The organism is Thermococcus sp. PK, from assembly GCF_000430485.1.
GTDB classification, from domain to species: Archaea; Methanobacteriota_B; Thermococci; order Thermococcales; family Thermococcaceae; genus Thermococcus_A; species Thermococcus_A bergensis.
The window spans coordinates 423,878-443,603 of record NZ_KE387150.1; the positions used below are offsets into that span (position 1 = coordinate 423,878).

Here is a 19,726-nt window from a genome sequence, read left to right on the forward strand (position 1 = left end):
ATATGAAGATCGAGATAAAGGCGAGGAATAATGATGACCTTTTGAGGAAGCTAGAGGAGAAGCTCAATAAAGACGTCACCGAGGTTTACATAAATCTCCGGCCGACCAAGATAATCCTTGTGAAAATACTTGAAAGGGCCCCAAATGTGAAGGTCATTGGATGCCCTCCGAGTTTGTATCCAAAGGTTTCCAAAAAAATCATTAAAGCACTTAACCAAATGGGAATCAAGCTTGTCCCTATGAACCACGCCCGAGGAAGACCTAAAAAGTATGATCCGGCTACATTAAAGCTTATTGAAGAGCTCATTAAAAGCGGAAAAACGCCTAGGGAGATAAGTGAAGAACTTAACATCCCCCTGAGGACCGTCTACTACATAATAAACGGGCGGTAGATATGAGGCAAATACTGCCATTTTTGCTTATGTTGTTGCTCTTTGCCGTGCTCTTTAGGGCTACTGTGGAACATGGACAAAGCACCTTCAACATCGAAGTGATTTACATCCTGTGGGCGGCACTATTTTTTGGACTTCTTGCCTATTCAGTATGGTTTCTCTTCGAGAAGGGGATCCCCCTGCAGTCAGTTAAAAAAAGAAAGCGAACAAAAGGAGATTATCTCCGAGAGCTTGTAATTATTCTGGCGATTGTAATAGCTCTGAGGGCTCTTTTCAGCAGGAGGGTTGAGCCTTATAGGGGCGTTCAAGCGCCTATAATAAAATACCCGAAGTTCAGCTTCTTTAATGATACTTTCAAAATAACCTATGAACCCCTTCCAGGCTATGCTTATCTTGCCCCAATTTTCGTTTTTGCCCTTATCCTTGTTCTTCTTTTCATAACTAGAAGAAGGAAACCAGAAAAACTTGAGATTGCCAAATTTGATCCTGAGATAACTTTTGATTCAATTGAAGGAAGTCCCGAGGAAAGAATAATCAAAATGTACAAAAACGTCGTTGCGGGGTTAATAAGGAAAGGCTATCCCTATCAAAAAAGCTGGACCCACTGGGAGCATGAGGACAAGCTAAGGGATATTTTTGAGGATCTGGAGGATTTGGATAAACTTACCCGCGTGTTTGAGAAAGCAAAATACGGGTATCGACTCAACAGGGAGGATATTACTGTAGCAAAAGAAAGTTACGAGAAGCTTATGAGATTTTTGAGATAAGTTTAAAAGAACCGATTAGGTTCTCCTAATGGAGGTGAGAAAATGTTCGAGACTCAAGAAGAGATTCCAGAGATCAAAGAGAGACTTCACAGAGTTGGCATAACAAACTTGAGAACAATAGCGAGAATAAACTGGAAAGGTAAGCTTTACACCTTTATCCCGACATTTGAGATAACGATAGACGTTCCTGAGGAAAAGAAAGGCATTCATATGAGCAGACTTGTTGAAAGCATCACCGAAACAATGAGTGAGGCCGTTGAGGAGGAAGTGAAAGAAGCACACACTTCTCTTGAAGAACTTGGTCTCGCGGTGATAAAGAGGTTGGAAGGAAAGCATCCCCATAAGAGGGCTGAAGTGTGGATTAAAACACAGCTTATCATGGAGAGAGAAACACCTGCCAGCAAAAAAATCAGCCTTGAGACTTATGATGTTGAGGTTGGGGTAATAAAAGAGCCCGGGCAAGTTGAGAAAGTTTTAAGGGTGGGGGTAATTGGAAACACCGCTTGTCCACACGCGATGGCTAACAATCAAGGAAAGACTCACATCCAGAGAGCAGTTGCGACGCTCGAAATAAAAACAGACTACAATGAGGAGATAGCCCTGGAAGATATGATAGATGTGGTAGAGAGTTCTTTTAGCTCCCCGACATATACCTTATTGAAGACCATTGATGAGAACGCAGTTGTCCAAAATATGTACTCAAATCCAAAATTCGTGGAAGATGTTGCGAGAGAAATAATATTCAAAGCAAAGCAGAAATTTATGGGCAAAATCCACGTAAGGGTCATAAGTCACGAGAGCATCCATAAGCATGATGTTATAGCGGAAACCTGGTATTGAGCTTCTTCTCTAAATTTTTAATTTTTAAAAAGAAGAGAAATCAAAGGAGCATTCTAGCATCAACTGCAACTGCACTGTCTTCGTAAGCGAAGATGGGGTTTATGTCAAGCTCCTTGATCTCTGGAAGCTCCAAGGCTAATTCACCAACTTTGACGATTATATCTGCAAGGGCATCGATGTTAACTGGCTTTTCTCCTCTTGCTCCAGCAAGGATTGGGTAAGCCTTTATCCCTTTGATCATCTCAAGGGCTTCTTCTTTGCTTATTGGAGCAACTCTGAAGCTTACATCTTTGAGAATCTCGACGAATATTCCACCGAGACCAAACATCACTGCGGGGCCAAATTGTGGGTCTCTTATCATACCAACGATGACTTCCTTGCCAAGTGGGAGCATCCTATAAACTATAACACCCCAAAGGTCAGCATCGGGTTTATAGTTTCTTGCATTTTGCATAATAGTTCTGAAGGCTTCTCTAGCCTCTTCGTCGTTCTTTATGTTGATCTTAACACCACCAGCATCGCTCTTGTGGATAATTTGTGGGGAAACTATCTTCATAACAACTGGATAGCCTATTTCTCTTGCGAATTGAACAGCTTCTTCCTCATTTCTTGCAACCTTAAAATCTGGAACTGGAATGCCGTAAAGCTTAAGAATTTCCTTTGCCTCCGGTTCCACAAGTGGTCTGTTCTCAGCTTTTGCCTTTTCGATTATTTCCCTAGCTTTTGCAACTCTATCCATCTCTACCACCTCGATTATAGTGATGACAGTTTCAGTTATGTTGACAATGTTAAAAGTCTTTCCATTTCGAATGTGATTGAAGCCGTCGATTCCTATAAATAGAATGAGGGTGACATCCTCTTGGGTGATTGAAATGAAGCGAAAAATTGTTGGAGGAGTTTTAGTGGTTTTTGTTCTTCTAGCCATGATTGTATTCCATCAAACGAAAGCTGAAGAGAGCCACACTGCACTTGCACTCTATGATTCAGCCAAGATTGGAGTTGTCGAGAAGACGATTCAAGTTGAGCTGAAAACAGGGATAAATAAAGTCCCTCTAGATATGCTTGAGGGGCTCCGAATTGATGAAGTTACATTAAAGCCTCTTGACGAGAAAGTGAAGGTACTCGGTGTTGTAAGCAAGGGGACAGCGGGAAAGAACCTTATGGAAGCGAACATAGGAGAAGAGATTACGGTAAAACTGAAAAGCGGAGAAACCGTAAGCGGCGAGTTTTTGGGGTATGAAGACGGGAAAATAGCAATACAGGGAGATGGATATTATCTGGTAAGCTCTGAAGACATTGCTTACATGAAAATGGACTCAATCGGAGAAGAAAGCACTGCAGAGATCTATGCCATAGTAAACGCTGAGGAAGATGGAAAGTACTTCTTTAAGCTCATTTACAGGGTTGGAGGAATAAGCTGGAGCTCAAGGTACAAGCTCTACCTTAGAGACAGGGCCGAGTTTTATGGGTATGTGGTGATTGACAATCCTACGAACAAGAGCTTTGAAAACGCTGATGTTCTGCTTGTTTCGGGAGATGTTCAGTTTTACCAGCCTCCTCAGGTGATTATGGGAAGATACTATACAATGGAGTCAGCTACAAAAGAAGTGCCTCAGCAACCAATTCAGGGAACAAAATTAGAGGCCTTTTACCTGTACAAGCTCGGAACCCTTGACATAGCGGCATTTGAGAAAAAACTCATCCCGTACATCTACCAGGAGAGCGAGTTCACGAGGGAATACCTCTATGAAAGCTATCCCTATGGCGGAAGCCAGGATGTTTATGAAATAATATCCTTAAAGACGAGTGAGGTTCTCCCCGGAGGTGTTGTGGAAATCTACAAAGAAATGGAAGACAAGAACGTCTTAATTGGGGAGCAGGTTATAGATCACACTGCAAAGGGGGACAGTTTAAGGCTTAAGCTTGGCAGGGATGTAGACTTGAAAGGAAAAACGGAGGTGCTGGAAGAAAGGCGGGGAGACAGATATTCCTACTATAAAATTAAAGTCACTCTGGAAAACTTTGGCAACGAAGACAGGGAAGTAGTTGTCAGACACTACAAGTGGCGTGGAAAAATCTTAGAGAGCTCAGTTAGCCCAATAACAGAGACCGCAGACTATGTAGAATTTAAAGTAACAGTTGGCCCGGGAGAAAAAGAGGAAATAATCTTCGAGTACGAAGTGAACTATTAGAGCTTTCTCAAGAGGATTTCGTAGCTCTTGTTTTCTTTTACTATTTCCAGCACAAGGCTTTTCTCATAGTCCAAAAATCTTGTACCCTTTAAAGTGTATCCCTCTTCTTTTAAATGGTTCATTATGCTCAGTCCAAGGTCTCCAAAAAGCTCCGCCGCCATCGTGGCAAAACTCGGCTCTTTTATGCCCAGCTCAACATGATATTTTTTAGCCAGTTCAAAAACGTCCATGTTATCACCCGTAGGATAATTAGCATTAAGAACTTTAAGCTCTTTCGATTCCCAGAAGAGTTAAGATTTGTAGTGGCGGGCCGGACGGGATTCGAACCCGCGACCACCGGGTTAAAAGCCCGGTGCTCTAACCAGGCTGAGCTACCGGCCCTCGATAAGTTAGGGATTACAATGCGCTTATAAATTTTTTGGTCGGTGCTTTGCCATTGTGAAGATAATCACAGAACAACGGGGTTGAATCACTATTATTCCTCTGCCCGAAAAGGGAGTTTGGGGCGGGGTGGGATAGGTTTTTGGGCTGAGGAATACAAAATATTGAAAAGAAAAGCTAAAACCCTCATGGAAGCTCTATAATTGCCCATATTGGCCTGTGATCGGAAACCTCCACCTCGCAGAGGCATCCGTAATTCTTGACCAACCATAAACGAACCCATTAGCGAGAAAGCAAAAACATTTTTAAACTCAAAGATGTAAAATTAATAATGAGGAGTAATGAAAAGAACCGTAACAGTAAACCCTAGTTCCCACCACCTGTGAAGTTGTATAATCTGTCCAGATTCACGGCCAGAATCGCCCCTAAAATCCTGACAGCTAACCCCCTCAAACTAACACTCCTGCTCGGCCTCAGAAGAAACTCAGAAAACTTCGAAAACAAAGTCTCAATCCTCCTGCGAAAGTCAGACAAGTACTTGTAAAACTTCTTCTCCTCCAGATTACTAACCTGATTCCCCGCTTTACTGGCGTGTAAACAACGCCAAACCTCAGAAATTCCTCCTCGAGTTCCCCTGTTAACATACCCCTTATCCAAAAACAGAAAACAGCCAGAAAACTCCTCAACAATCACCCAGAACTTTTCCCGGACAACACTCACATCATGCTTATTCGCCGGATCAACAGACAGTAAAGCCAGCAAATTTCCATCAGAGTAACAGGTCAGCTTGTACCCATAGTAAAACTTTTTTTAGAGGGAACAAACCCAACTGCGGGCTTTTCAGAGATGATTTCTGAAGAACCCTTCTTCTCCTTCCTGTTTTTTCTGGCCAACTCCTTGGTCTGAATGGGCTTTGAGTCCAGTATTCTAACGTATTCTCTGGCGTGTTTTTTGAATAATTCTTCCTGCGCTAGGAGCAGGAGTTTTTCGTGCCTGTTCAAGCGTTCTGTTAGTTTGTTGTACCTGATTTTGGGGAACAGCTTCATTTCTTCGATTAGGACTCTGTAAGCGTGCTTGTAAACTCCGTTAAAGTGCAAGTGTGCTAGTATTGCGAAGGTTATTAGGTCGTAGAGGCTGATTATTTCCCTGTGAGTGTTTTTCGGGTAGTGTTTGCTGATTATCGGGTAGATTTCGGATTTTATGATCAGGATTTCCCTCTGAAAACTCAATACAACCACCAATCAATCAAAAGACTTAAGTGCTTATAACTCTAACGATCTAATGGGAACTAGGGTTAACAGTAAAACTCCAACCCTCAAAGGAACAAGAAAAAACTCTTCTTGAGCTAGCCCAAGCTACTGCAGTAATCTGGAATAAAATCAATTACGAGCGGTTAAAACAGTTTAAAGAATTCGGCAAGATAGACTTTGGAACAACGGAAAAGGAAGCCTATTACACGTTCAAGGGCTGGGTTGGTGGTTCAACAGTACAACAATTGGCAAGGAAAAATGCTGAAGCGTGGCGTAGCTTCTTCTCTCTACTTAAGAAGAAAAAGTCTGGAGAGCTACCAGAATGGTTCAAACCACAACCACCAAAATTTGTCAAGGAGGGGAATGAGAGAAAACTCTTTATCATTCCCCTCAGGAACGACCAGTATAAAATTGAGGGCAACACTATCGAGCTGAGAAGGCTCGGAAAGTTTGGAAGGCTAAAAATTCAATTCAAGGGGAGAATTCACTTGAAGGGCAAGCAGGGAAGGATGGAAATAATCTACGACTCTGTAAAGCGGAAATGGCATGCTCACGTTAGTTACACTGTTGAGGAAAAACTAACTAACGGAGAATGGGTTAAAGTTCCAAGAGAGCCACAGAGCAACCTGACGGCAGGAATAGACTTGGGGGTAAACAATTTAATTGCCATTTACATTGAGAATGGTGAAGCTTTTCTCGTGAACGGGAGACCTCTCAAAAGCATTGCCTTTTACTGGCAAAAAAGAATAGCGGAATACCAGTCAAAACTCAACAAGTCGGGATACAAGGCAAGCAGGAAACTCAAGAGAATGCATCAGAAAACCAAACTACAGGCGAGGCACTACATTAACACTGCAGTCAGGCAGACTGTTGAAAGGCTTTACGAGATAGGCGTTAGTAAAATTGTAATTGGCTATCCAAAGGATATAGCGAGGAACTCTGATAAAGGTAAAAAGCAAAACTTCATACTCTCCCACGTTTGGAGGTTTAATACAGTAATACAAAGGCTAAAGGAAGTTGCTGAAGAGTATAGTATTGAAGTTGTGCTTGTTGATGAGGCTTTCACTTCTCAAACCTGCCCTCTCTGCGGCCAGCGCCACTCTAATGGTAGAATTTTTAGGGGTTTATTCAAGTGCCGCAGGGAGGGCGTTGTAATGAACGCTGACTTGGTTGGAGCGTTTAACATTTTGAGAAAGGCTGTTGAAACGATAACCCCGAGCCTTTCCGCTCTAGCGGGGGGTAGGGGTAATGGGGGGAAGACCCTCCCCGAGGGGCTGAAAAGCCCTCCTCTAATGGGTTTTAGTGAAGCCCCTCAAACCTCCCTGTCAATGGCAAGGGGCTAAGATAAACCCTCGCCAATGATGGGAGGAGGTCAGCTCTGCCGTCCAGTCCTTCTTCAGAAAGATATAGTCGATGTTCTCGATGTCTATGTTGCCCCAGTTGAAGGTGTATGGTGGCCTCTTCTCAAAGGCGTCCCTATAGTAGCGTGTGAGTATCTCTATTGCTTTTTCGTCCGGTTCGGCGTTGGTGTCACCCGCTATTATCTGCGCAACCGGTTCACTCTGTGCAAATCTTAGAAGCTCCTCCGCCTGCATCGCTCTCTCCTCTTCGTTTAGCCCCATGTGGACGTTTACCAGCACTATTCCAAGCTCTCCAAAGCTCACTTTTTGAGCAGGTCTTGCCTGTCCAACACTCTTAAGGTTGAGCTCTCCTTCTCTCCTCATGTGCCAGTGTGAGAAGATGGCTATGCCATAGGTCCCTTCAACGGCCGGCTTGTACTCATAGGCGTAGCCTAAGTATGCAGAAATCATCAAGGGGACGTCCTGATAGCCGTTGCCAATCATTCCGCCGACGACTTCTTGAGCCGCCAGGATATCGGGTGTCTGCTCCTTCAGGAGGTTAATAAGCTCGTAGCCGTTGAAGGTTCCCTTATACGGCCCAAAGCCTTGGTGGGTGTTGTAGCTCCAGATGAGAGCCTCATTCTTGGCCTCGACGTAAGCTGGTGCCGTGTGGAAAAGAGCAAGAACCACAACCGAAACCACAACCAGACCCACCAGTGGGCCGACTGTTTCCTTTGTGTTCGGAAGCTTAACCTCTGCGTTTTTGCCATAGCCCGCGAAGGCATAAATTATGGAAGCCGCTAGAATAAGGGTTTCAAGCTTGTCCTCCATAAAAGGCAGACCAATGTCTCTGCCCACATAAGAGCCCAAAGCGAGTGTTGCCACGAGAAAGAAGTAAACAGCGCCGATTACTCCGCCTCTGCTACCTTTGGCGTTCTCTACTAGAGCTATGGCCGACGCGAGAGCAACAGGAAGGCCTATCAAACTGAATGGCTTAACAAAGAGTGTCGCTGTACCTAAAATGAGAAGGATATAAGCAATGTTCGGTTTTTTAGCTAAGTATGGCCCTACAACAATCGCCAGGCCGATAAGGAGGGAATACCCTATGAAGTGTGGGAGGTAATATTGGGTAATTCCCGAGTAGCGCATGATTGCATTCGGGTAGAGTAAGCCAAGCTCTATCAGAGCTGCGAGGGCATAGAGGCCGAAGCCGGGCTTCTTTAGGGTTCCTGGCTCTTTCCATAAAGCAAAGGCCCCAACTAATATTAGGACCGTGAGAATGGCCCTTGTGTGCGGAAAATCTATCGGTTCCCCTCCGACCGCAAGAACCCGAAGGCTTAAATCAGCTACAAAGCCTATCGTCAGGTATTTTACCTCGAGTTCCTTGACGAGTGCTAGGGCAACTGGAACTGCAAGAGCAGCTATCAGATGGCTATACTCAGTGGCATCCGCAGCAAAGGAAGCCACTGCGTAGGCTGCCATTAGGACCGCTCCGACTTTTCGGCTCATTCTGCCAACAAAGATTGCCGCAATTATAAAGAGGAGTATACCAAATCCCGAGGGGAACTTCACGCCGTAGAAGAACGTTTTTTCAATGCTTGAATAAGCACCAGCAACGAAGACCCTCAGGCTCGATGCCAGTAACACTCCTGTCCCGATTCCAAGAAGAATTTTATCTCTTTCGTTTACTTTCGTTGGTACCACCTAAAACTTAATTTTGACAGAGTTGGCCTTAAAGTTTGCTATCTTCCAAGTCATGTTAATCACAATGCTTACTAGGTGTTGTCGCTAGACCACAGGTATTATAAACCCTATGCCTTTCTTTTCTCCAAGAGGTGAGATAATGAGAAAGGGCCCGGTATTTTTGGGTAAGGCTCACATTCACTGGTGCGAGAAGTGCAATGTTCCCCTGATAAGCGAGAAGTGTGATATTCACGGTGAGGGTTTCAGGGTAGATTTAACTCCGCCTGCTGATGTGAGGTTTGCCTTCGAAAAGGATATTGAGTTCATTAAGAGAGAGTTTAAAGCCCACTATGGCGTTGATGTTGGAGAAATACTAGATGGCAAGATAGTTCTTTTGAACAAAACCCCCGGTGAAGATGATGTGTATGAGATAATTGTGGACGGCTACATCTTTGGATGGCTTCGCTTTGATCCGCTTGAGCTTAAGTGGAAGCCGGGACTGAAGATTGAAGGCGCTATGGCTCTATGGAAGCGCTTTGGGAAGGAAATGAAAAAATGGGTTATCGTGGATAAAGGTGCAAAGGAACCAATAAAAAACGGTGCAAGTGTTTTGCCTGTGGGAGTTCTCGAGGCAGAAGAAAGCATTAGAATTGGAGACGACGTTATAGTGGTCTGTGAGGATGAAGTGATTGCCACAGGAATAGCTAAAAAGAACTACGAGAAGCTGGTCGACAAAAACGAGCGCGGCACCGGAATAAAGACGAGGCACCAGAAAAAAGTTCAATATCGGGAAGGTAAAAAGGCCACGATGGAGGAAGTACTAAGAGCCAACAGATCAGCACTGGAAGAGAGAGTTAGAGAGGCCAGAGAGTTCATGAGAAAAACTGCTCAAAATACAAATAAGTCAATTGCCGTTGCCTTCAGCGGCGGAAAGGACAGTTTGGCTGTTTTGGGTCTGGCCCTTGAGGAGTTCGATGATTTTGCTGTGTTCTTTAACAACACTGGAATAGAGTTTCCGGAAACCCTTGAATATGTAAAAGAAATCAGGCAGGAGCTTGAGAAGAAGAACATAAAATTCATCGTTGCTGATGCGGGTAATGCTTTCTGGAGTTCTCTCAGTGTTTTTTCACCTCCCGGGAGAGATTACAGGTGGTGCTGCAAGGTTACAAAGCTCGGCCCAATAACCCTTGCAATAAAGGAACACTACCCAAATGGTGTCCTGATGTTCGTCGGCCAGAGAAAGTACGAGAGCCTGCAGAGATACAAACAGCCCAGAGTGTGGAAAAATCCATGGGTGCCCAATGAAATTGGAGCCTCTCCAATATTTCACTGGAACGCCCTTGAGGTGTGGCTCTACATATTCTCCCGCAAGCTAAAATACAACCCCCTTTATGAGAACCGTCTGGATAGAATTGGTTGCTTTATGTGCCCAAGCTCTTCTCTGGCTGAAATTCAAACGCTAAAGGAGGAAAAGCCGCAGCTGTGGGAAAAATGGGAGAGTGAGCTTAGGAAGTGGAAAGAACGCTTTGGAATGCCAGAGGAATGGATAACCTACGGCTTCTGGAGGTGGAGGCAGTTAACTAAAGGACAGAAGGCCATTGCAAAAGAACTTGGAGTAAAGATTCCGGAAAAACGGACATGGGAACCTATAAGATATTCGCTTGAAGAGAAAGATGGAGAGTTTATTCTCAGAATAAACACGAGAATAATCCTGAAAAGAATCAAAGAAGTAGCCCCAATATTAGGTGAAGTAAGCGAAGATAAAAACTCCATAAGAGTAGGTACTATAGTATTTACGGAGGATGGAGTCAGGACAAAGAGCAGAGAAGATGCTATAATGGCATACTACCTAATAAAGAGGGCATATGAGTGTGTTGGGTGCGGGGTTTGTGTTGGGAAATGCCCAGAAAATGCTTTAAAAATAAACCAGCGTACAAGAAAGATAGAGGTTGACCCAGCAAAATGTACTCACTGTGGGGAGTGTATGGAAGTATGTCCGCTGTTAAAAATAAAGAATCCTCAAGAAGGAAGTCAGCTTTAATAGCCATGTTATCTCTCCTACTCGTGCTGTCTAACTTTGTAATTTCCCAGGAGTACGAATATGATTTAGATAGCTACTCCCTTTACTTTGATATTCTGGAGGACTATAGGGTTAAAGAGACCATTGAGCTTGTTCTGTTTCCAAACGTTCCCCTTTCCCATTACACTTTCTACTCTGAGTACCCAATTGAAAACCCTGAAGCTATAATTGAAATCGACGGTAAAACTCAGATAGCTAACATAAGCGTTTCCAAAATTGTGGGAGACATAAATGCCGTCTATATAGCGTTCCCTGAAGTTTCTCCCGGAAGCAGGGTGAAGATAAGGATAAGCTTTTATTCAGAGGGGATGCTCCAAGAGGTTAGTGGGAAAAAGCAGTTTTCATACTATGTGAAATTTAGCCAGCCGGTGGGATATTTTTACGCGAGACTCTACGTTCCTAAGGGTTATGCAATTTTATCCCCTATAGTTCCTTCCCCGGATAAAGTCGAAAGCACGGGGAATGCTCTCATTTTGGAATGGAAAAAGACAGACGTTAGAGCTGAGGAGGAGTTTTATTTTATAGTGGGATTCTCAGGAGAAGTGGAGAATCAGTTCCCGCTGGTGACATTTCTCGCAACAGTGCTTATAGCGTTTGTAGGTGGCTTTTTTGCCGGGACCCTTTATAGGGGGAAAGAAAAGGGCGCAATCGACCTGCGTTCAGATGAAGAAAAGGTTCTTGAACTGCTTAGGGAAGGACCACTCTACCAAAGCGACCTTGTAAAGCGGCTTGGCTTTTCAAAAGCAAAAGTCAGCTTGCTGTTAAAGGACATGGAGAAAAAAGGCCTAATCGAAAGGGTTAAAGAGGGAAGAACGTATCTGGTCAGATTAAAAGAAAGCTGAGCTAATCTTTATAAAGGAAAATCATCCAAAGCTGGAAGGTGAGGAAAATGGAAGAATATTTTGTATGTCCTGAATGTGGAAGCGAGGAAGTTGAGGTTATATCGGAGAGAGGAAGAGAAGTAAAGCTGAGGTGCAGTGAGTGCGGTCATGTATGGCAGATCACACTGAGCAAGATCATTAAGGTGCCTATAATAGTCAGCAAACATGAGAGAAGCTTCAAAAGACTTGCAGAGCTTCCTGCTGATGAAGAGATAAAAGTCGGTGACATAGTGGAGATTGAAGACGACGAGGTCAGAATCACCGGAATTGAGCTAGAAGATAACAAAAGGGTCGAAACAGCTCCGATAAAGGACGTCAAGACGCTCTGGGGCGAAAGCTTGACCTATCCAAAGGTGATTGGAGTTTCAATTTACCTTCCTAAGGGTATTACACAGTCATTCAAGGTCAAAGTTGACAGGGATGAAGAGTTTGCTGTCGGAGAAGTCCTTGAAGTTGGAGGCTACACCTTCAAAATAGAGAAAATAAAAACGGAAGATAAAATGCTAAAGCATGGAAAAGCTAAAGCAGACAAAATAGTTAGAATCATGGGGAGGCCCCTAAGGGCAAGGGCAAGCAGAAGCCTTGAAATTTACAGAGGGTATACAAGGGAGAATAATCCATAAACTTAAAATCCCTCTTTTACAATTTTTGTACGTGAAGGTTATGGAAGAGGATGAGCTGTATAGAAAATGGATGAGACTTGTTGAGAACCTTGAAAGGGAAGGAATAATCAAGAGTGAAAAAGTAAAGAGGGCGTTTCTTCGAGTGCCGAGATATAAGTTTGTCCCCGAGCGTTATAAGGCGTATGCTCACGTTGATGAGCCCCTTCCAATTCCAGCAGGTCAAACAATAAGTGCTCCCCACATGGTCGCTATAATGCTGGAGCTTGCCGGGCTGGAGGAGGGAATGAACGTCCTTGAAGTGGGAACCGGAAGCGGGTGGAATGCCGCTTTGATCTATGAGCTCGTTAAAAGGGATGTCTATACAATCGAGAGAATTCCTGAGCTTGCAGAGTTTGCCAGAAGAAACCTTGAGAGGGCGGGCTACAAAGATAAGGTGCACGTAATCGTTGGCGATGGAACTAAGGGATTTCCACCAAAAGCACCCTATGACAGAATAATCGTTACAGCAGGGGCTCCCAAAGTTCCCGAGCCTCTGATAGAACAGCTCAAAGTTGGGGGCAAACTTTTAATCCCTGTAGGAAGTTACCACCTGTGGCAAGAGCTCCTTGAGGTTATAAAGATAAGCGAAGACAACAGGGTAAAGATAAAAAACCATGGCGGCGTGGCATTCGTGCCCCTAATCGGAGAATACGGATGGAGGGAATGAGATGTACCTCATAGCGTTTGATTTAGAAGGAACCTTGGTAAAATCCAAATCAAGCTGGGTTGAGCTTCACAAAAAGTTTGGTACGTGGGACAAAGGGAGAGAATACGCCGAGAGATTCTTCGCTGGGGAGTTTGACTATGCAACATGGGCAAGGTTGGACGCTTCTCTCTGGAAGGGGAGAACGAAAGAGGAGATTATGGAATGGGCAAATTCAGTTGAGTATTTTGAAGGTGTGGAAGAGCTTTTTCGATTCCTGAGAGAGAGGAACTTTAAAATTGCAATAATCAGCGGCGGCCTTAAATGCCTTGCCGAGAGAATAGGGAGAGAGCTTAAGGCCGATTTTGTGTATGCAAACGAGCTTGTCTTTGATGAGAAAGGTAGAGTAACGGGGGAAGTCCTTCCATGGGTGGACTTCAGAAACAAAGGAGATATATTGCTTGAGCTTAAAGAAAAGCTCAGGCCGAAGCTGACCATAGCTGTGGGTGATGGGCACAACGATATAGCCATGTTCAAAGTTGCGGATGTGAGCATAGCAATTAACCCCCACGAGGGCGTTGAAGGGGATTACCTCGCAAGAGACCTATATGAAGTGATGGAGATCATCGAGAAAATTCTGAAAGAAAAAGGGTAGGTCAGAGAAGGGCGTGTTCATCATAATCAGCAAAGCAAAAGTTCATCATCCCTTTTCTGTGTTTAGTTGTGCCAAGGTATTTTTAAAATTTAAAGCCCGATGCTTTTTAGCACAAGCCACCAGAATAAGTCGCCGTAAAACACTGATATCAAGAAGCCCAAAAATAAAGCCGGTGCAAAGGGCATTGCGTTTCTGACAAGAAACTCATTCTCCAGTGCTCCTTCATTCACAAGAGCTTTGAGGGTTTCTAGATCCTCTTTTTTGAGACCTTCAGCCGTTGGCGAGGCGATTAGTTTGTCGTATTCAACTCTCAGCGCATTTAGGTCGAGAGTCCTTAAAGCCCGAACAAGCTTGTCAAAGGAACTTTCCCTGTCTCTGTAGATTTTGCCGTCCTTTTCATATATCCACTCGCCGAGGATGTCCCATTCTTTGAGTTCGTCAACAGTAACTCTTTTTGTCAATACTTCCTCTCTTAAAACCTTCACAAGGGAGAAGAACACTTTAAAGGCATAAAATGTTGCGGCAAGTTTCAAATAGCTGTAAATGATTTCTGGAGTCTCAAAAGCACCGTAGGCAAAAAGCAGTATCCCAACAACATCTCCGACCTTTTGCAGTTTTGCTAAGATAGCTATCGTTATTGCCCATATCAAAACCCCAAAGTGGAGAGGAAGGGCTTCCCCAACAATTCCGAGAACAACAAAAGCCGCGGATACCCAGAGGGCGACTTCAAAGGGTTTGGGCCATTTATCGAGGAAAACCTCTTTCAACCGGGTGGTTCTTCTCCTTACCACTAACACTGCGAGGGAGTAGAAGAAGATAAATGGAAACACCGCAAGTATGCTGTTAAATAGGAGTGTTATGCTGTGCAAGGGATATCTAGCCGCATACGGGGGGACTATCTTCGCATAGCTTGATGCATATGGGAAGAGAGCCGAGTAACCCATTAAGATAACAACATCTCCACTTGCCCAGCCTCCCATGAGATAGAGCAAATAACCCAACAAAAATCCGATGGCGAGTCCTATTAATCCAGAAAACGCGTAGAAAAGGTCATGCTTTACGGCAAGTCCATAATAAAGGTAATACAAAACCCCAATTCCAGCAATTGGAAACACATGTTTGTCCTCTATAAAGCCGGTTTTGATATCGGTGTAAGAGGTTAGAATTCCCATTATAACCCCGAGAGCTATCAAAAGGAACTCCATCGGATCACCTCACAGGGTTTCGAGAATCTTGTCCTTTATGGTGTCAATATATCCGGTTACCGATGAATTTATTGCCTGAACACTCGTGAGAACAACCCTTATGGTTACCATAACCAGTATCAAAACAGCGGCCAGTATAAACAAATACTCAAGTGCACTTTGAGCTCTTCGCATTTTCTCACACCACATATGTTTGGTCTTCAGATGATTTAAACGTTTTCATTTTGTGCAACCTTTTTAAAGTATTCGTCCCACAAAGTAAGGGAGCCATGAAAGTGTACAGATTATATGTTAGGGATGAATATCTTGAGATGATAAAAAGCGGGAAAAAGACCATAGAGGTTAGAGCGGCATATCCACAGCTGAAAGACATCAAGCCCAAGGATAAAATTTTATTTAACAACGAAGTTCCTGCAGAGGTCATCTCGGTCAAAAAATATGAGACTTTTAGGCAGGTTTTGAGAGAGGAATCGATAGAGAGGATTTTTCCAGATAAGCCCAGCTTTGAACAGGCTGTAAAGAGGTTCCACAATATGTATCCAAAATGGAAGGAGAACCGCTATGGGGTAATTGCCATAAAATTCCGCCTCCTGAAACCAAGGAGGGAATAAAATGCGGAATCTAAAGTTCGATGGGAGATACAAGGACTTGCTCCTCAGCGGGAAGAAAAACGCCACGGTGAGGGTAGGCAAAGTTAACTTAAAGCCCGGGGATGAAGTTCTTATCCATGCGGGAGGTTATGTTCTTGGAAAGGCCAAAATAAAGAGAGTTGAACGAAAAAAGGTTTCCGAGCTTACTGATGAAGATGCCATTAAAGATGGGTTCAACAATAAAGAAGAGCTTTTGGAGGCTCTTAAAGAACATTACAGGAACTTAACCCCGGATACAGAGGTAACGGTTGTTGAATTCGAGTTCACAAAGCTGCTGGATAAGCCCATATTGTCAGCAGATTTTCCCTATGAGGGCAACAATCCAATCGAGATAGCGGAGCTTGCACTGAAACACCTGAAAGATTTAAGTTTTGAAGAGGTTGCACTTTTAAAGCTTTTTTTGCAGTCAGGCAGTCTTAGGAAAGCGGCATACAAGCTTGGAGGGCTCAACAAAAGATATAAAATCAGAGAAGTGTTGAGGAAAGCTTATGAAGAACTCAAAGAAATGGGCATTATGGAGCCGAAATTATAAGAGGGCTTTTGAGGCTATACTTAATTTTTCACAATAAAGGGTTTTTAAGACAAAAGATAATTTTTATAGTGGTGATAAACAATGATAAAGGCGGTGTTTTTTGATTTCGTTGGCACACTCCTAAGCAAAGAGTATGAAGATACCACCCACCAGAACATAATAAGGGAAGTTTTGAGAGACGCCAAGGCAGAAAACGTTGACCCGATGAAGGTATGGGAAGAATATGAAGCCATTACAAGCGAAAGATTCAGGCAATTTGCCGGGAAACCCTACAAGCCAATTAAATTGCTTGAAGAAGAAGTCATGCAGGAGCTTGCCGAAAAATATGGTTTTGAGCTCTCTCCAAGATTCTGGGAAATTCACCTCAAAATGCACCAACAGTATGGACGGCTCTACGATGAGGCCATTGAAACTCTAAAAACCTTAAGAGCCAATGGATATCATGTGGGACTCATCACGGATTCTGACAATGACTATCTCAAAGCCCAGCTAGAAGCCTTGGGTATTTTAGAACTCTTTGACAGCATAACAACAAGTGAGGAGGCAGGTTTCTACAAACCCCACCCACGGATATTTGAGTTAGCTCTGGAAAAGGCAAATGTTAAAGGGGAAGAGGCAATATACGTTGGAGATAATCCTCTCAAAGACTGTGTAGGCGCTAGGCAGGTTGACATGGTTAGTGTTCTGCTGGATAAGAATGGAAACAAAAAAGAGCTGTGGGGAGAATGCGAATTTGTTATAAGCGACCTTAGAGAGATAGTGGTAATAATTGAAGAGCTAAACGGTCAGTAACGGCAGGGCTCTTCACAGTTCCGCTAGCGAAATTTTCATCATCCCGTTTTAGCTTTTCCTCTCAATCCAATCTTTTCTTCGCTTCCCACAATCTTTGGAATGCCGTTATCCACGCTAAGACGGCAACCGCATAAACACCAATATCGACCCTGTTGAAAAGGGCCGTTACAATTATTATGAGGAGCCTCTCTGCCCTCTCAGCTATTCCAATCGCGAGAGTACCGCTTCCAGCAAGTTCCGCCCTGCATCTCTCGTAACTAACCAAATATGAACCTATGAGCGCAATAACTGCAATCTCCCATTTTACCAGTCCCCCATATGCAATTCCAAACAGCACTGCCCCATCGCTTATTCTATCGAAGGTCGAGTCCAAAAAGGCTCCAAACCTGCTTGTCTTTCCTGTAATCCTCGCCAAAGTTCCGTCGAGGGCATCTACAAGTGATCCAAAGAGCAGTATTAATGCGGCAATCCTCTGAGAGCCTTGAGCAAAGAAATATGCCCCTAACAGAGATATCAGCAGTCCAACAAATGTAAGCTGGTTTGGAGTAATGCCCATTCTGACCAAGGGCTTTACTATGGCTTCTAAGTACCCCTTAACGTGTGGACGGTATCTATTCAACATCTTTCTGTTCCTCCAAGGAGATTACTTTTTTCCCTTTTTCTTGCGGGATTATCTTAACCTTCGCGTTTTTGAATTCCTTTTTAAGTCCTTTTCCTTCGAGGAGTCTGTCTAGAAATACAGCTAGCGCTGCAACTTCACTGTGTGGCTGATTCCCTACGGCCACGTTGTAGTGAGCAATCTCATACACTTCCCTTGGAACTTTTTCCGCCCCAACGACGATCAAAATGTCTTCCTTGTCTAATGCTCTCCTTATTTCTGGGATAGCTTCATCTATGGGTATTCCATACATGGTCAAGTGGACTATTTTTCCTTTCCACTCTCTCAGAACCTGCCTCCAGTGAGGGTTGAACTCAATCTCAAACGGCCCTCCCCAGCGTTCTACAACATCCGAAACGCTCTCGTACACATGCTCATCCTTTTCAGCTGCTATTATGATTTTATCCGCTCCAAAAGCCCTCGCAGTTAGGGCTACATGGGTTGTTATTCTTTTGTCCCTTTCCGGCCTGTGTCCCAATCTGAGCACTACTATCATTTGTACACCTCCGCCAAAATGTTCCAGTACTTCCTAAAGTCTTCTGGCCATAGTTTGTCCTTATAAAATTTGTAGAGTGCATCAACGTTTGTTGCAAGACTCTTTGGATCGGCTTTCTGAAAGACCATGTTTAGCTCTGCTTCAGGAGCGGAAGCAAATAGGAACAGGGCAAAAATACGCTCATTCTGGTTCATATTGATTAGCACTATGGATAATTTTGGCCTTACTGGGGGATCAAGTCTTTCTGAAACGACTTTCTTTAGAGATTCTTCTATATTGGCGAGGTACTCGGGGCTTACATCCAAGTGCTCATGCCCCTTTTCCTCTTCCGGTGCGTGGGCAACAAGATTGTATGCCTCATTTGTCATCATCTGGTAAATCCTGGGAAAATGTGGGGTTGCTATGTATTCTTCCCTCGGACCAAAAAAGCCTCTTTTGAAGTCCACAACGTGCCATTTTCCTGCGGAATAAAACTCTGCGATTGCATTTTCCGTGCAGTCTTCTCCGTTGTAAAATGTTACAACTCTAGCCGGGATATTCAGGGATCTTAAGATTCCTGTGAAAAGAAGTGTGCCCTCTTCGTAGCTTATCCTGTTCTGGGGAAGTATGTTGGAGGGATTTGTGGTTGTTGTGACATCTCCAAGGGTGTATCTGCTTTTAATCATGTCGTAGACAGCTTTTGCAGCCTCAACTTCTGAAGTGGCGTTTTTAACAAGCGATATTGAGATATTCCTTAATAAACCCCGATCTATTCTGGATGTGGAATTAAATTTCTCTTTCCAAAATCCGTCAACAAGATAAGGCAACTGAATCCAATAGTATTCTTCTTCATATGCCAGTCTCAAGGTTTCATTATCGTAGCTCCACGGCTTCCAGATTATTTTAATGAACTTGTTTTTGAGCTCTCTCTTTTCTTCTCCGTTTTCAATATAGAGTATGGAAATCGCCATATATCCCTCCTCTGGTATGTAGGGGGCTTTAAGCACGTATCTCAATCCATGTTCTTCTCCGGGAAGGATATTTGTGGGAACATCTGGCTCCCTAACAATTTCCATGCCTTCTAACAGTTTTATTGAGATTTCTCTAAGTGTTATAGGGCCACTACCAGTATTTTTCAGCTGTATATCAACTCCAAACTCATTTCCCCCTTCGACTTTTTCTGGTGAAACAACGTTCACACTTAATGATCCAAATGAAGGTATCTCGCTTTCTTTTTCCACGACGTTTATTATCAATTCTTTATAGAATCCGCCCCATGTTCTCTGAAGCTCATCTACAATCTCTACAGAAGCTTTAAGCATATATCTGCCGGGGTTTGATGGAGCCTGAACTATCCATATAAGCTCTACAATCTCGCCGACTTTAAGGGGTTCTTGCAGAGAAGGTGTCTGAAGTATCTTGAATTCCGGATTGCTAAGATACAAGTTAACTCCCGTTATTGCTACTTTTCCCGTGTTGTTAACTTTGACTATTATATGAAAGATATCCCCTTCCTTAACAGCATTCTTGTCAATATTAATTTCAACCTTTGCGGGTTCCTTAACTAGACAGCCAGAAGAGAAAATCAGGAAAATGAGTATAAGTGGAATGAACTTTGAATACCTCATGCTTTCCCCCCAAAGTTCTT

At 43.6% G+C, this 19,726-nt stretch carries 22 protein-coding genes, 1 tRNA gene and 1 pseudogene; 13 read left to right on the top strand and 11 right to left on the bottom strand.

Features of this window, described 5'->3' with window-relative positions:
- Nucleotides 1–2 precede the first annotated feature (2 nt).
- The 3 genes from THEPK_RS10520 to THEPK_RS10530 are packed head-to-tail and all read left to right on the top strand — an operon-like array spanning nucleotide 3 to nucleotide 1,999.
- A complete protein-coding gene (locus THEPK_RS10520; protein ID WP_042701669.1) occupies nucleotides 3–392 on the top strand; it encodes a DUF1699 family protein in 390 nt (129 codons plus the stop codon).
- Nucleotides 393–394: 2 nt separating this feature from the next.
- Nucleotides 395–1,159, top strand: coding sequence for a DUF4129 domain-containing protein (locus THEPK_RS10525; protein WP_042701672.1), 765 nt, complete (start codon nucleotides 395–397; stop codon nucleotides 1,157–1,159).
- Nucleotides 1,160–1,201: 42 nt separating this feature from the next.
- Complete coding sequence (locus THEPK_RS10530) at nucleotides 1,202–1,999, top strand: GTP cyclohydrolase IV (RefSeq protein WP_042701675.1); 798 nt, start codon at nucleotides 1,202–1,204, stop codon at nucleotides 1,997–1,999.
- A 40-nt stretch (nucleotides 2,000–2,039) separates the two neighbouring features.
- On the opposite strand, the gene THEPK_RS10535 is transcribed toward THEPK_RS10530, so the two are convergent.
- Nucleotides 2,040–2,738: an acetate--CoA ligase family protein gene (locus THEPK_RS10535; protein WP_042701678.1), complete on the bottom strand. Its 699-nt coding sequence runs from the start codon at nucleotides 2,736–2,738 to the stop codon at nucleotides 2,040–2,042.
- Nucleotides 2,739–2,871: 133 nt separating this feature from the next.
- Between THEPK_RS10535 and THEPK_RS10540 the strand changes: the two genes are divergently transcribed.
- On the top strand, nucleotides 2,872–4,191 hold the full coding sequence (locus tag THEPK_RS10540) for a DUF4139 domain-containing protein (RefSeq protein WP_042701680.1): 1,320 nt from the start codon (nucleotides 2,872–2,874) through the stop codon (nucleotides 4,189–4,191).
- Here THEPK_RS10540 and THEPK_RS10545 read toward each other — a convergent pair.
- The 4 genes from THEPK_RS10545 to THEPK_RS13230 form a co-directional block, all read right to left on the bottom strand.
- The gene (locus THEPK_RS10545; RefSeq protein WP_004070161.1) at nucleotides 4,188–4,421 is read right to left on the bottom strand and encodes a hypothetical protein; all 234 of its coding nucleotides are present in this window, start codon (nucleotides 4,419–4,421) and stop codon (nucleotides 4,188–4,190) included. The genes THEPK_RS10540 and THEPK_RS10545 overlap by 4 nt on opposite strands.
- A gap of 73 nt (nucleotides 4,422–4,494) precedes the next feature.
- Nucleotides 4,495–4,572 (bottom strand) — tRNA-Lys (locus tag THEPK_RS10550).
- Nucleotides 4,573–4,938: 366 nt separating this feature from the next.
- Nucleotides 4,939–5,334 (bottom strand): transposase, encoded by a 396-nt coding sequence (locus THEPK_RS13225; protein ID WP_042701683.1) that lies wholly within the window; start codon nucleotides 5,332–5,334, stop codon nucleotides 4,939–4,941.
- Between the two features lie 20 nt (nucleotides 5,335–5,354).
- Nucleotides 5,355–5,801, bottom strand: coding sequence for a hypothetical protein (locus THEPK_RS13230; RefSeq protein ID WP_042701181.1), 447 nt, complete (start codon nucleotides 5,799–5,801; stop codon nucleotides 5,355–5,357).
- 65 nt (nucleotides 5,802–5,866) lie between these two features.
- Here THEPK_RS13230 and THEPK_RS10565 point away from each other — a divergent pair.
- Nucleotides 5,867–7,165, top strand: a pseudogene (locus tag THEPK_RS10565) (RNA-guided endonuclease InsQ/TnpB family protein); the annotation flags it as partial.
- Here THEPK_RS10565 and THEPK_RS10570 read toward each other — a convergent pair.
- Entirely contained in the window at nucleotides 7,148–8,866 is a 1,719-nt protein-coding gene (locus THEPK_RS10570) for an endonuclease/exonuclease/phosphatase family protein (RefSeq protein ID WP_052315952.1), read from the bottom strand. The pseudogene THEPK_RS10565 and the gene THEPK_RS10570 sit on opposite strands and share 18 nt — an antisense overlap.
- 139 nt (nucleotides 8,867–9,005) lie before the next feature.
- On the opposite strand from THEPK_RS10570, the gene THEPK_RS10575 reads away from it, so the two are divergent.
- Genes THEPK_RS10575 through THEPK_RS10595 form a run of 5 tightly spaced genes read left to right on the top strand, consistent with a single transcriptional unit; the run spans nucleotide 9,006 to nucleotide 13,766 of the window.
- Entirely contained in the window at nucleotides 9,006–10,886 is a 1,881-nt protein-coding gene (locus THEPK_RS10575; RefSeq protein ID WP_042701689.1) for a phosphoadenosine phosphosulfate reductase domain-containing protein, read from the top strand.
- Nucleotides 10,838–11,767, top strand: a complete 930-nt coding sequence (locus tag THEPK_RS10580; protein WP_042701692.1) for a helix-turn-helix transcriptional regulator — start codon at nucleotides 10,838–10,840, stop codon at nucleotides 11,765–11,767. Before THEPK_RS10575 ends, THEPK_RS10580 begins: the two co-directional genes overlap by 49 nt.
- Nucleotides 11,768–11,814: 47 nt before the next feature.
- Complete coding sequence (locus THEPK_RS10585; RefSeq protein WP_042701695.1) at nucleotides 11,815–12,429, top strand: HVO_0476 family zinc finger protein; 615 nt, start codon at nucleotides 11,815–11,817, stop codon at nucleotides 12,427–12,429.
- Between the two features lie 40 nt (nucleotides 12,430–12,469).
- Nucleotides 12,470–13,135: a protein-L-isoaspartate(D-aspartate) O-methyltransferase gene (locus THEPK_RS10590; RefSeq protein WP_042701697.1), complete on the top strand. Its 666-nt coding sequence runs from the start codon at nucleotides 12,470–12,472 to the stop codon at nucleotides 13,133–13,135.
- Between the two features lies 1 nt (nucleotide 13,136).
- Nucleotides 13,137–13,766: an HAD-IB family phosphatase gene (locus THEPK_RS10595; protein ID WP_042701699.1), complete on the top strand. Its 630-nt coding sequence runs from the start codon at nucleotides 13,137–13,139 to the stop codon at nucleotides 13,764–13,766.
- An 89-nt stretch (nucleotides 13,767–13,855) separates the two neighbouring features.
- On the opposite strand, the gene THEPK_RS10600 is transcribed toward THEPK_RS10595, so the two are convergent.
- Both THEPK_RS10600 and THEPK_RS12750 read right to left on the bottom strand, forming a co-directional pair.
- On the bottom strand, nucleotides 13,856–14,971 hold the full coding sequence (locus tag THEPK_RS10600) for an A24 family peptidase C-terminal domain-containing protein (RefSeq protein ID WP_042701701.1): 1,116 nt from the start codon (nucleotides 14,969–14,971) through the stop codon (nucleotides 13,856–13,858).
- A gap of 9 nt (nucleotides 14,972–14,980) precedes the next feature.
- Nucleotides 14,981–15,145, bottom strand: coding sequence for a class III signal peptide-containing protein (locus tag THEPK_RS12750; protein ID WP_083965081.1), 165 nt, complete (start codon nucleotides 15,143–15,145; stop codon nucleotides 14,981–14,983).
- 95 nt (nucleotides 15,146–15,240) lie between these two features.
- Here THEPK_RS12750 and THEPK_RS10605 point away from each other — a divergent pair, with 95 nt between their 5' ends.
- The 3 genes from THEPK_RS10605 to THEPK_RS10615 all read left to right on the top strand — a co-directional run bounded on the left by THEPK_RS10605 (nucleotide 15,241) and on the right by THEPK_RS10615 (nucleotide 16,945).
- A complete protein-coding gene (locus tag THEPK_RS10605) occupies nucleotides 15,241–15,582 on the top strand; it encodes an ASCH domain-containing protein (RefSeq protein ID WP_042701702.1) in 342 nt (113 codons plus the stop codon).
- Between the two features lies 1 nt (nucleotide 15,583).
- Nucleotides 15,584–16,153, top strand: a complete 570-nt coding sequence (locus tag THEPK_RS10610) for an ASCH domain-containing protein (RefSeq protein ID WP_042701704.1) — start codon at nucleotides 15,584–15,586, stop codon at nucleotides 16,151–16,153.
- Nucleotides 16,154–16,234: 81 nt separating this feature from the next.
- The gene (locus THEPK_RS10615; protein ID WP_042701706.1) at nucleotides 16,235–16,945 is read left to right on the top strand and encodes a TIGR02253 family HAD-type hydrolase; all 711 of its coding nucleotides are present in this window, start codon (nucleotides 16,235–16,237) and stop codon (nucleotides 16,943–16,945) included.
- A gap of 61 nt (nucleotides 16,946–17,006) precedes the next feature.
- Here THEPK_RS10615 and pgsA read toward each other — a convergent pair whose 3' ends face one another.
- Genes pgsA through THEPK_RS10630 form a run of 3 tightly spaced genes read right to left on the bottom strand, consistent with a single transcriptional unit; the run spans nucleotide 17,007 to nucleotide 19,706 of the window.
- Entirely contained in the window at nucleotides 17,007–17,567 is a 561-nt protein-coding gene (gene pgsA, locus THEPK_RS10620; RefSeq protein ID WP_042701708.1) for an archaetidylinositol phosphate synthase, read from the bottom strand.
- Nucleotides 17,557–18,099, bottom strand: coding sequence for a tRNA (cytidine(56)-2'-O)-methyltransferase (locus THEPK_RS10625; RefSeq protein WP_042701710.1), 543 nt, complete (start codon nucleotides 18,097–18,099; stop codon nucleotides 17,557–17,559). The genes pgsA and THEPK_RS10625 overlap by 11 nt, the downstream gene beginning before the upstream one ends.
- Entirely contained in the window at nucleotides 18,096–19,706 is a 1,611-nt protein-coding gene (locus tag THEPK_RS10630; protein WP_042701712.1) for a transglutaminase-like domain-containing protein, read from the bottom strand. The genes THEPK_RS10625 and THEPK_RS10630 overlap by 4 nt, the downstream gene beginning before the upstream one ends.
- Nucleotides 19,707–19,726: the final 20 nt, after the last annotated feature.

Excerpts from the sequence above, each read along its gene's own strand:
- THEPK_RS10520 (WP_042701669.1), top strand. The coding sequence starts at position 3 with ATGAAGATCGAGATAAAGGCGAGGAATAATGATGACCTTTTGAGGAAG.
- THEPK_RS10525 (WP_042701672.1), top strand. The coding sequence starts at position 395 with ATGAGGCAAATACTGCCATTTTTGCTTATGTTGTTGCTCTTTGCCGTG.
- THEPK_RS10530 (WP_042701675.1), top strand. The coding sequence starts at position 1,202 with ATGTTCGAGACTCAAGAAGAGATTCCAGAGATCAAAGAGAGACTTCAC.
- THEPK_RS10535 (WP_042701678.1), bottom strand. The coding sequence starts at position 2,738 with ATGGATAGAGTTGCAAAAGCTAGGGAAATAATCGAAAAGGCAAAAGCT.
- THEPK_RS10540 (WP_042701680.1), top strand. The coding sequence starts at position 2,872 with ATGAAGCGAAAAATTGTTGGAGGAGTTTTAGTGGTTTTTGTTCTTCTA.
- THEPK_RS10545 (WP_004070161.1), bottom strand. The coding sequence starts at position 4,421 with ATGGACGTTTTTGAACTGGCTAAAAAATATCATGTTGAGCTGGGCATA.
- THEPK_RS10575 (WP_042701689.1), top strand. The coding sequence starts at position 9,006 with ATGAGAAAGGGCCCGGTATTTTTGGGTAAGGCTCACATTCACTGGTGC.
- THEPK_RS10580 (WP_042701692.1), top strand. The coding sequence starts at position 10,838 with ATGTCCGCTGTTAAAAATAAAGAATCCTCAAGAAGGAAGTCAGCTTTA.
- THEPK_RS10585 (WP_042701695.1), top strand. The coding sequence starts at position 11,815 with ATGGAAGAATATTTTGTATGTCCTGAATGTGGAAGCGAGGAAGTTGAG.
- THEPK_RS10590 (WP_042701697.1), top strand. The coding sequence starts at position 12,470 with ATGGAAGAGGATGAGCTGTATAGAAAATGGATGAGACTTGTTGAGAAC.
- THEPK_RS10595 (WP_042701699.1), top strand. The coding sequence starts at position 13,137 with ATGTACCTCATAGCGTTTGATTTAGAAGGAACCTTGGTAAAATCCAAA.
- THEPK_RS10600 (WP_042701701.1), bottom strand. The coding sequence starts at position 14,971 with ATGGAGTTCCTTTTGATAGCTCTCGGGGTTATAATGGGAATTCTAACC.
- THEPK_RS12750 (WP_083965081.1), bottom strand. The coding sequence starts at position 15,145 with ATGCGAAGAGCTCAAAGTGCACTTGAGTATTTGTTTATACTGGCCGCT.
- THEPK_RS10605 (WP_042701702.1), top strand. The coding sequence starts at position 15,241 with ATGAAAGTGTACAGATTATATGTTAGGGATGAATATCTTGAGATGATA.
- THEPK_RS10610 (WP_042701704.1), top strand. The coding sequence starts at position 15,584 with ATGCGGAATCTAAAGTTCGATGGGAGATACAAGGACTTGCTCCTCAGC.
- THEPK_RS10615 (WP_042701706.1), top strand. The coding sequence starts at position 16,235 with ATGATAAAGGCGGTGTTTTTTGATTTCGTTGGCACACTCCTAAGCAAA.
- pgsA (WP_042701708.1), bottom strand. The coding sequence starts at position 17,567 with ATGTTGAATAGATACCGTCCACACGTTAAGGGGTACTTAGAAGCCATA.
- THEPK_RS10625 (WP_042701710.1), bottom strand. The coding sequence starts at position 18,099 with ATGATAGTAGTGCTCAGATTGGGACACAGGCCGGAAAGGGACAAAAGA.
- THEPK_RS10630 (WP_042701712.1), bottom strand. The coding sequence starts at position 19,706 with ATGAGGTATTCAAAGTTCATTCCACTTATACTCATTTTCCTGATTTTC.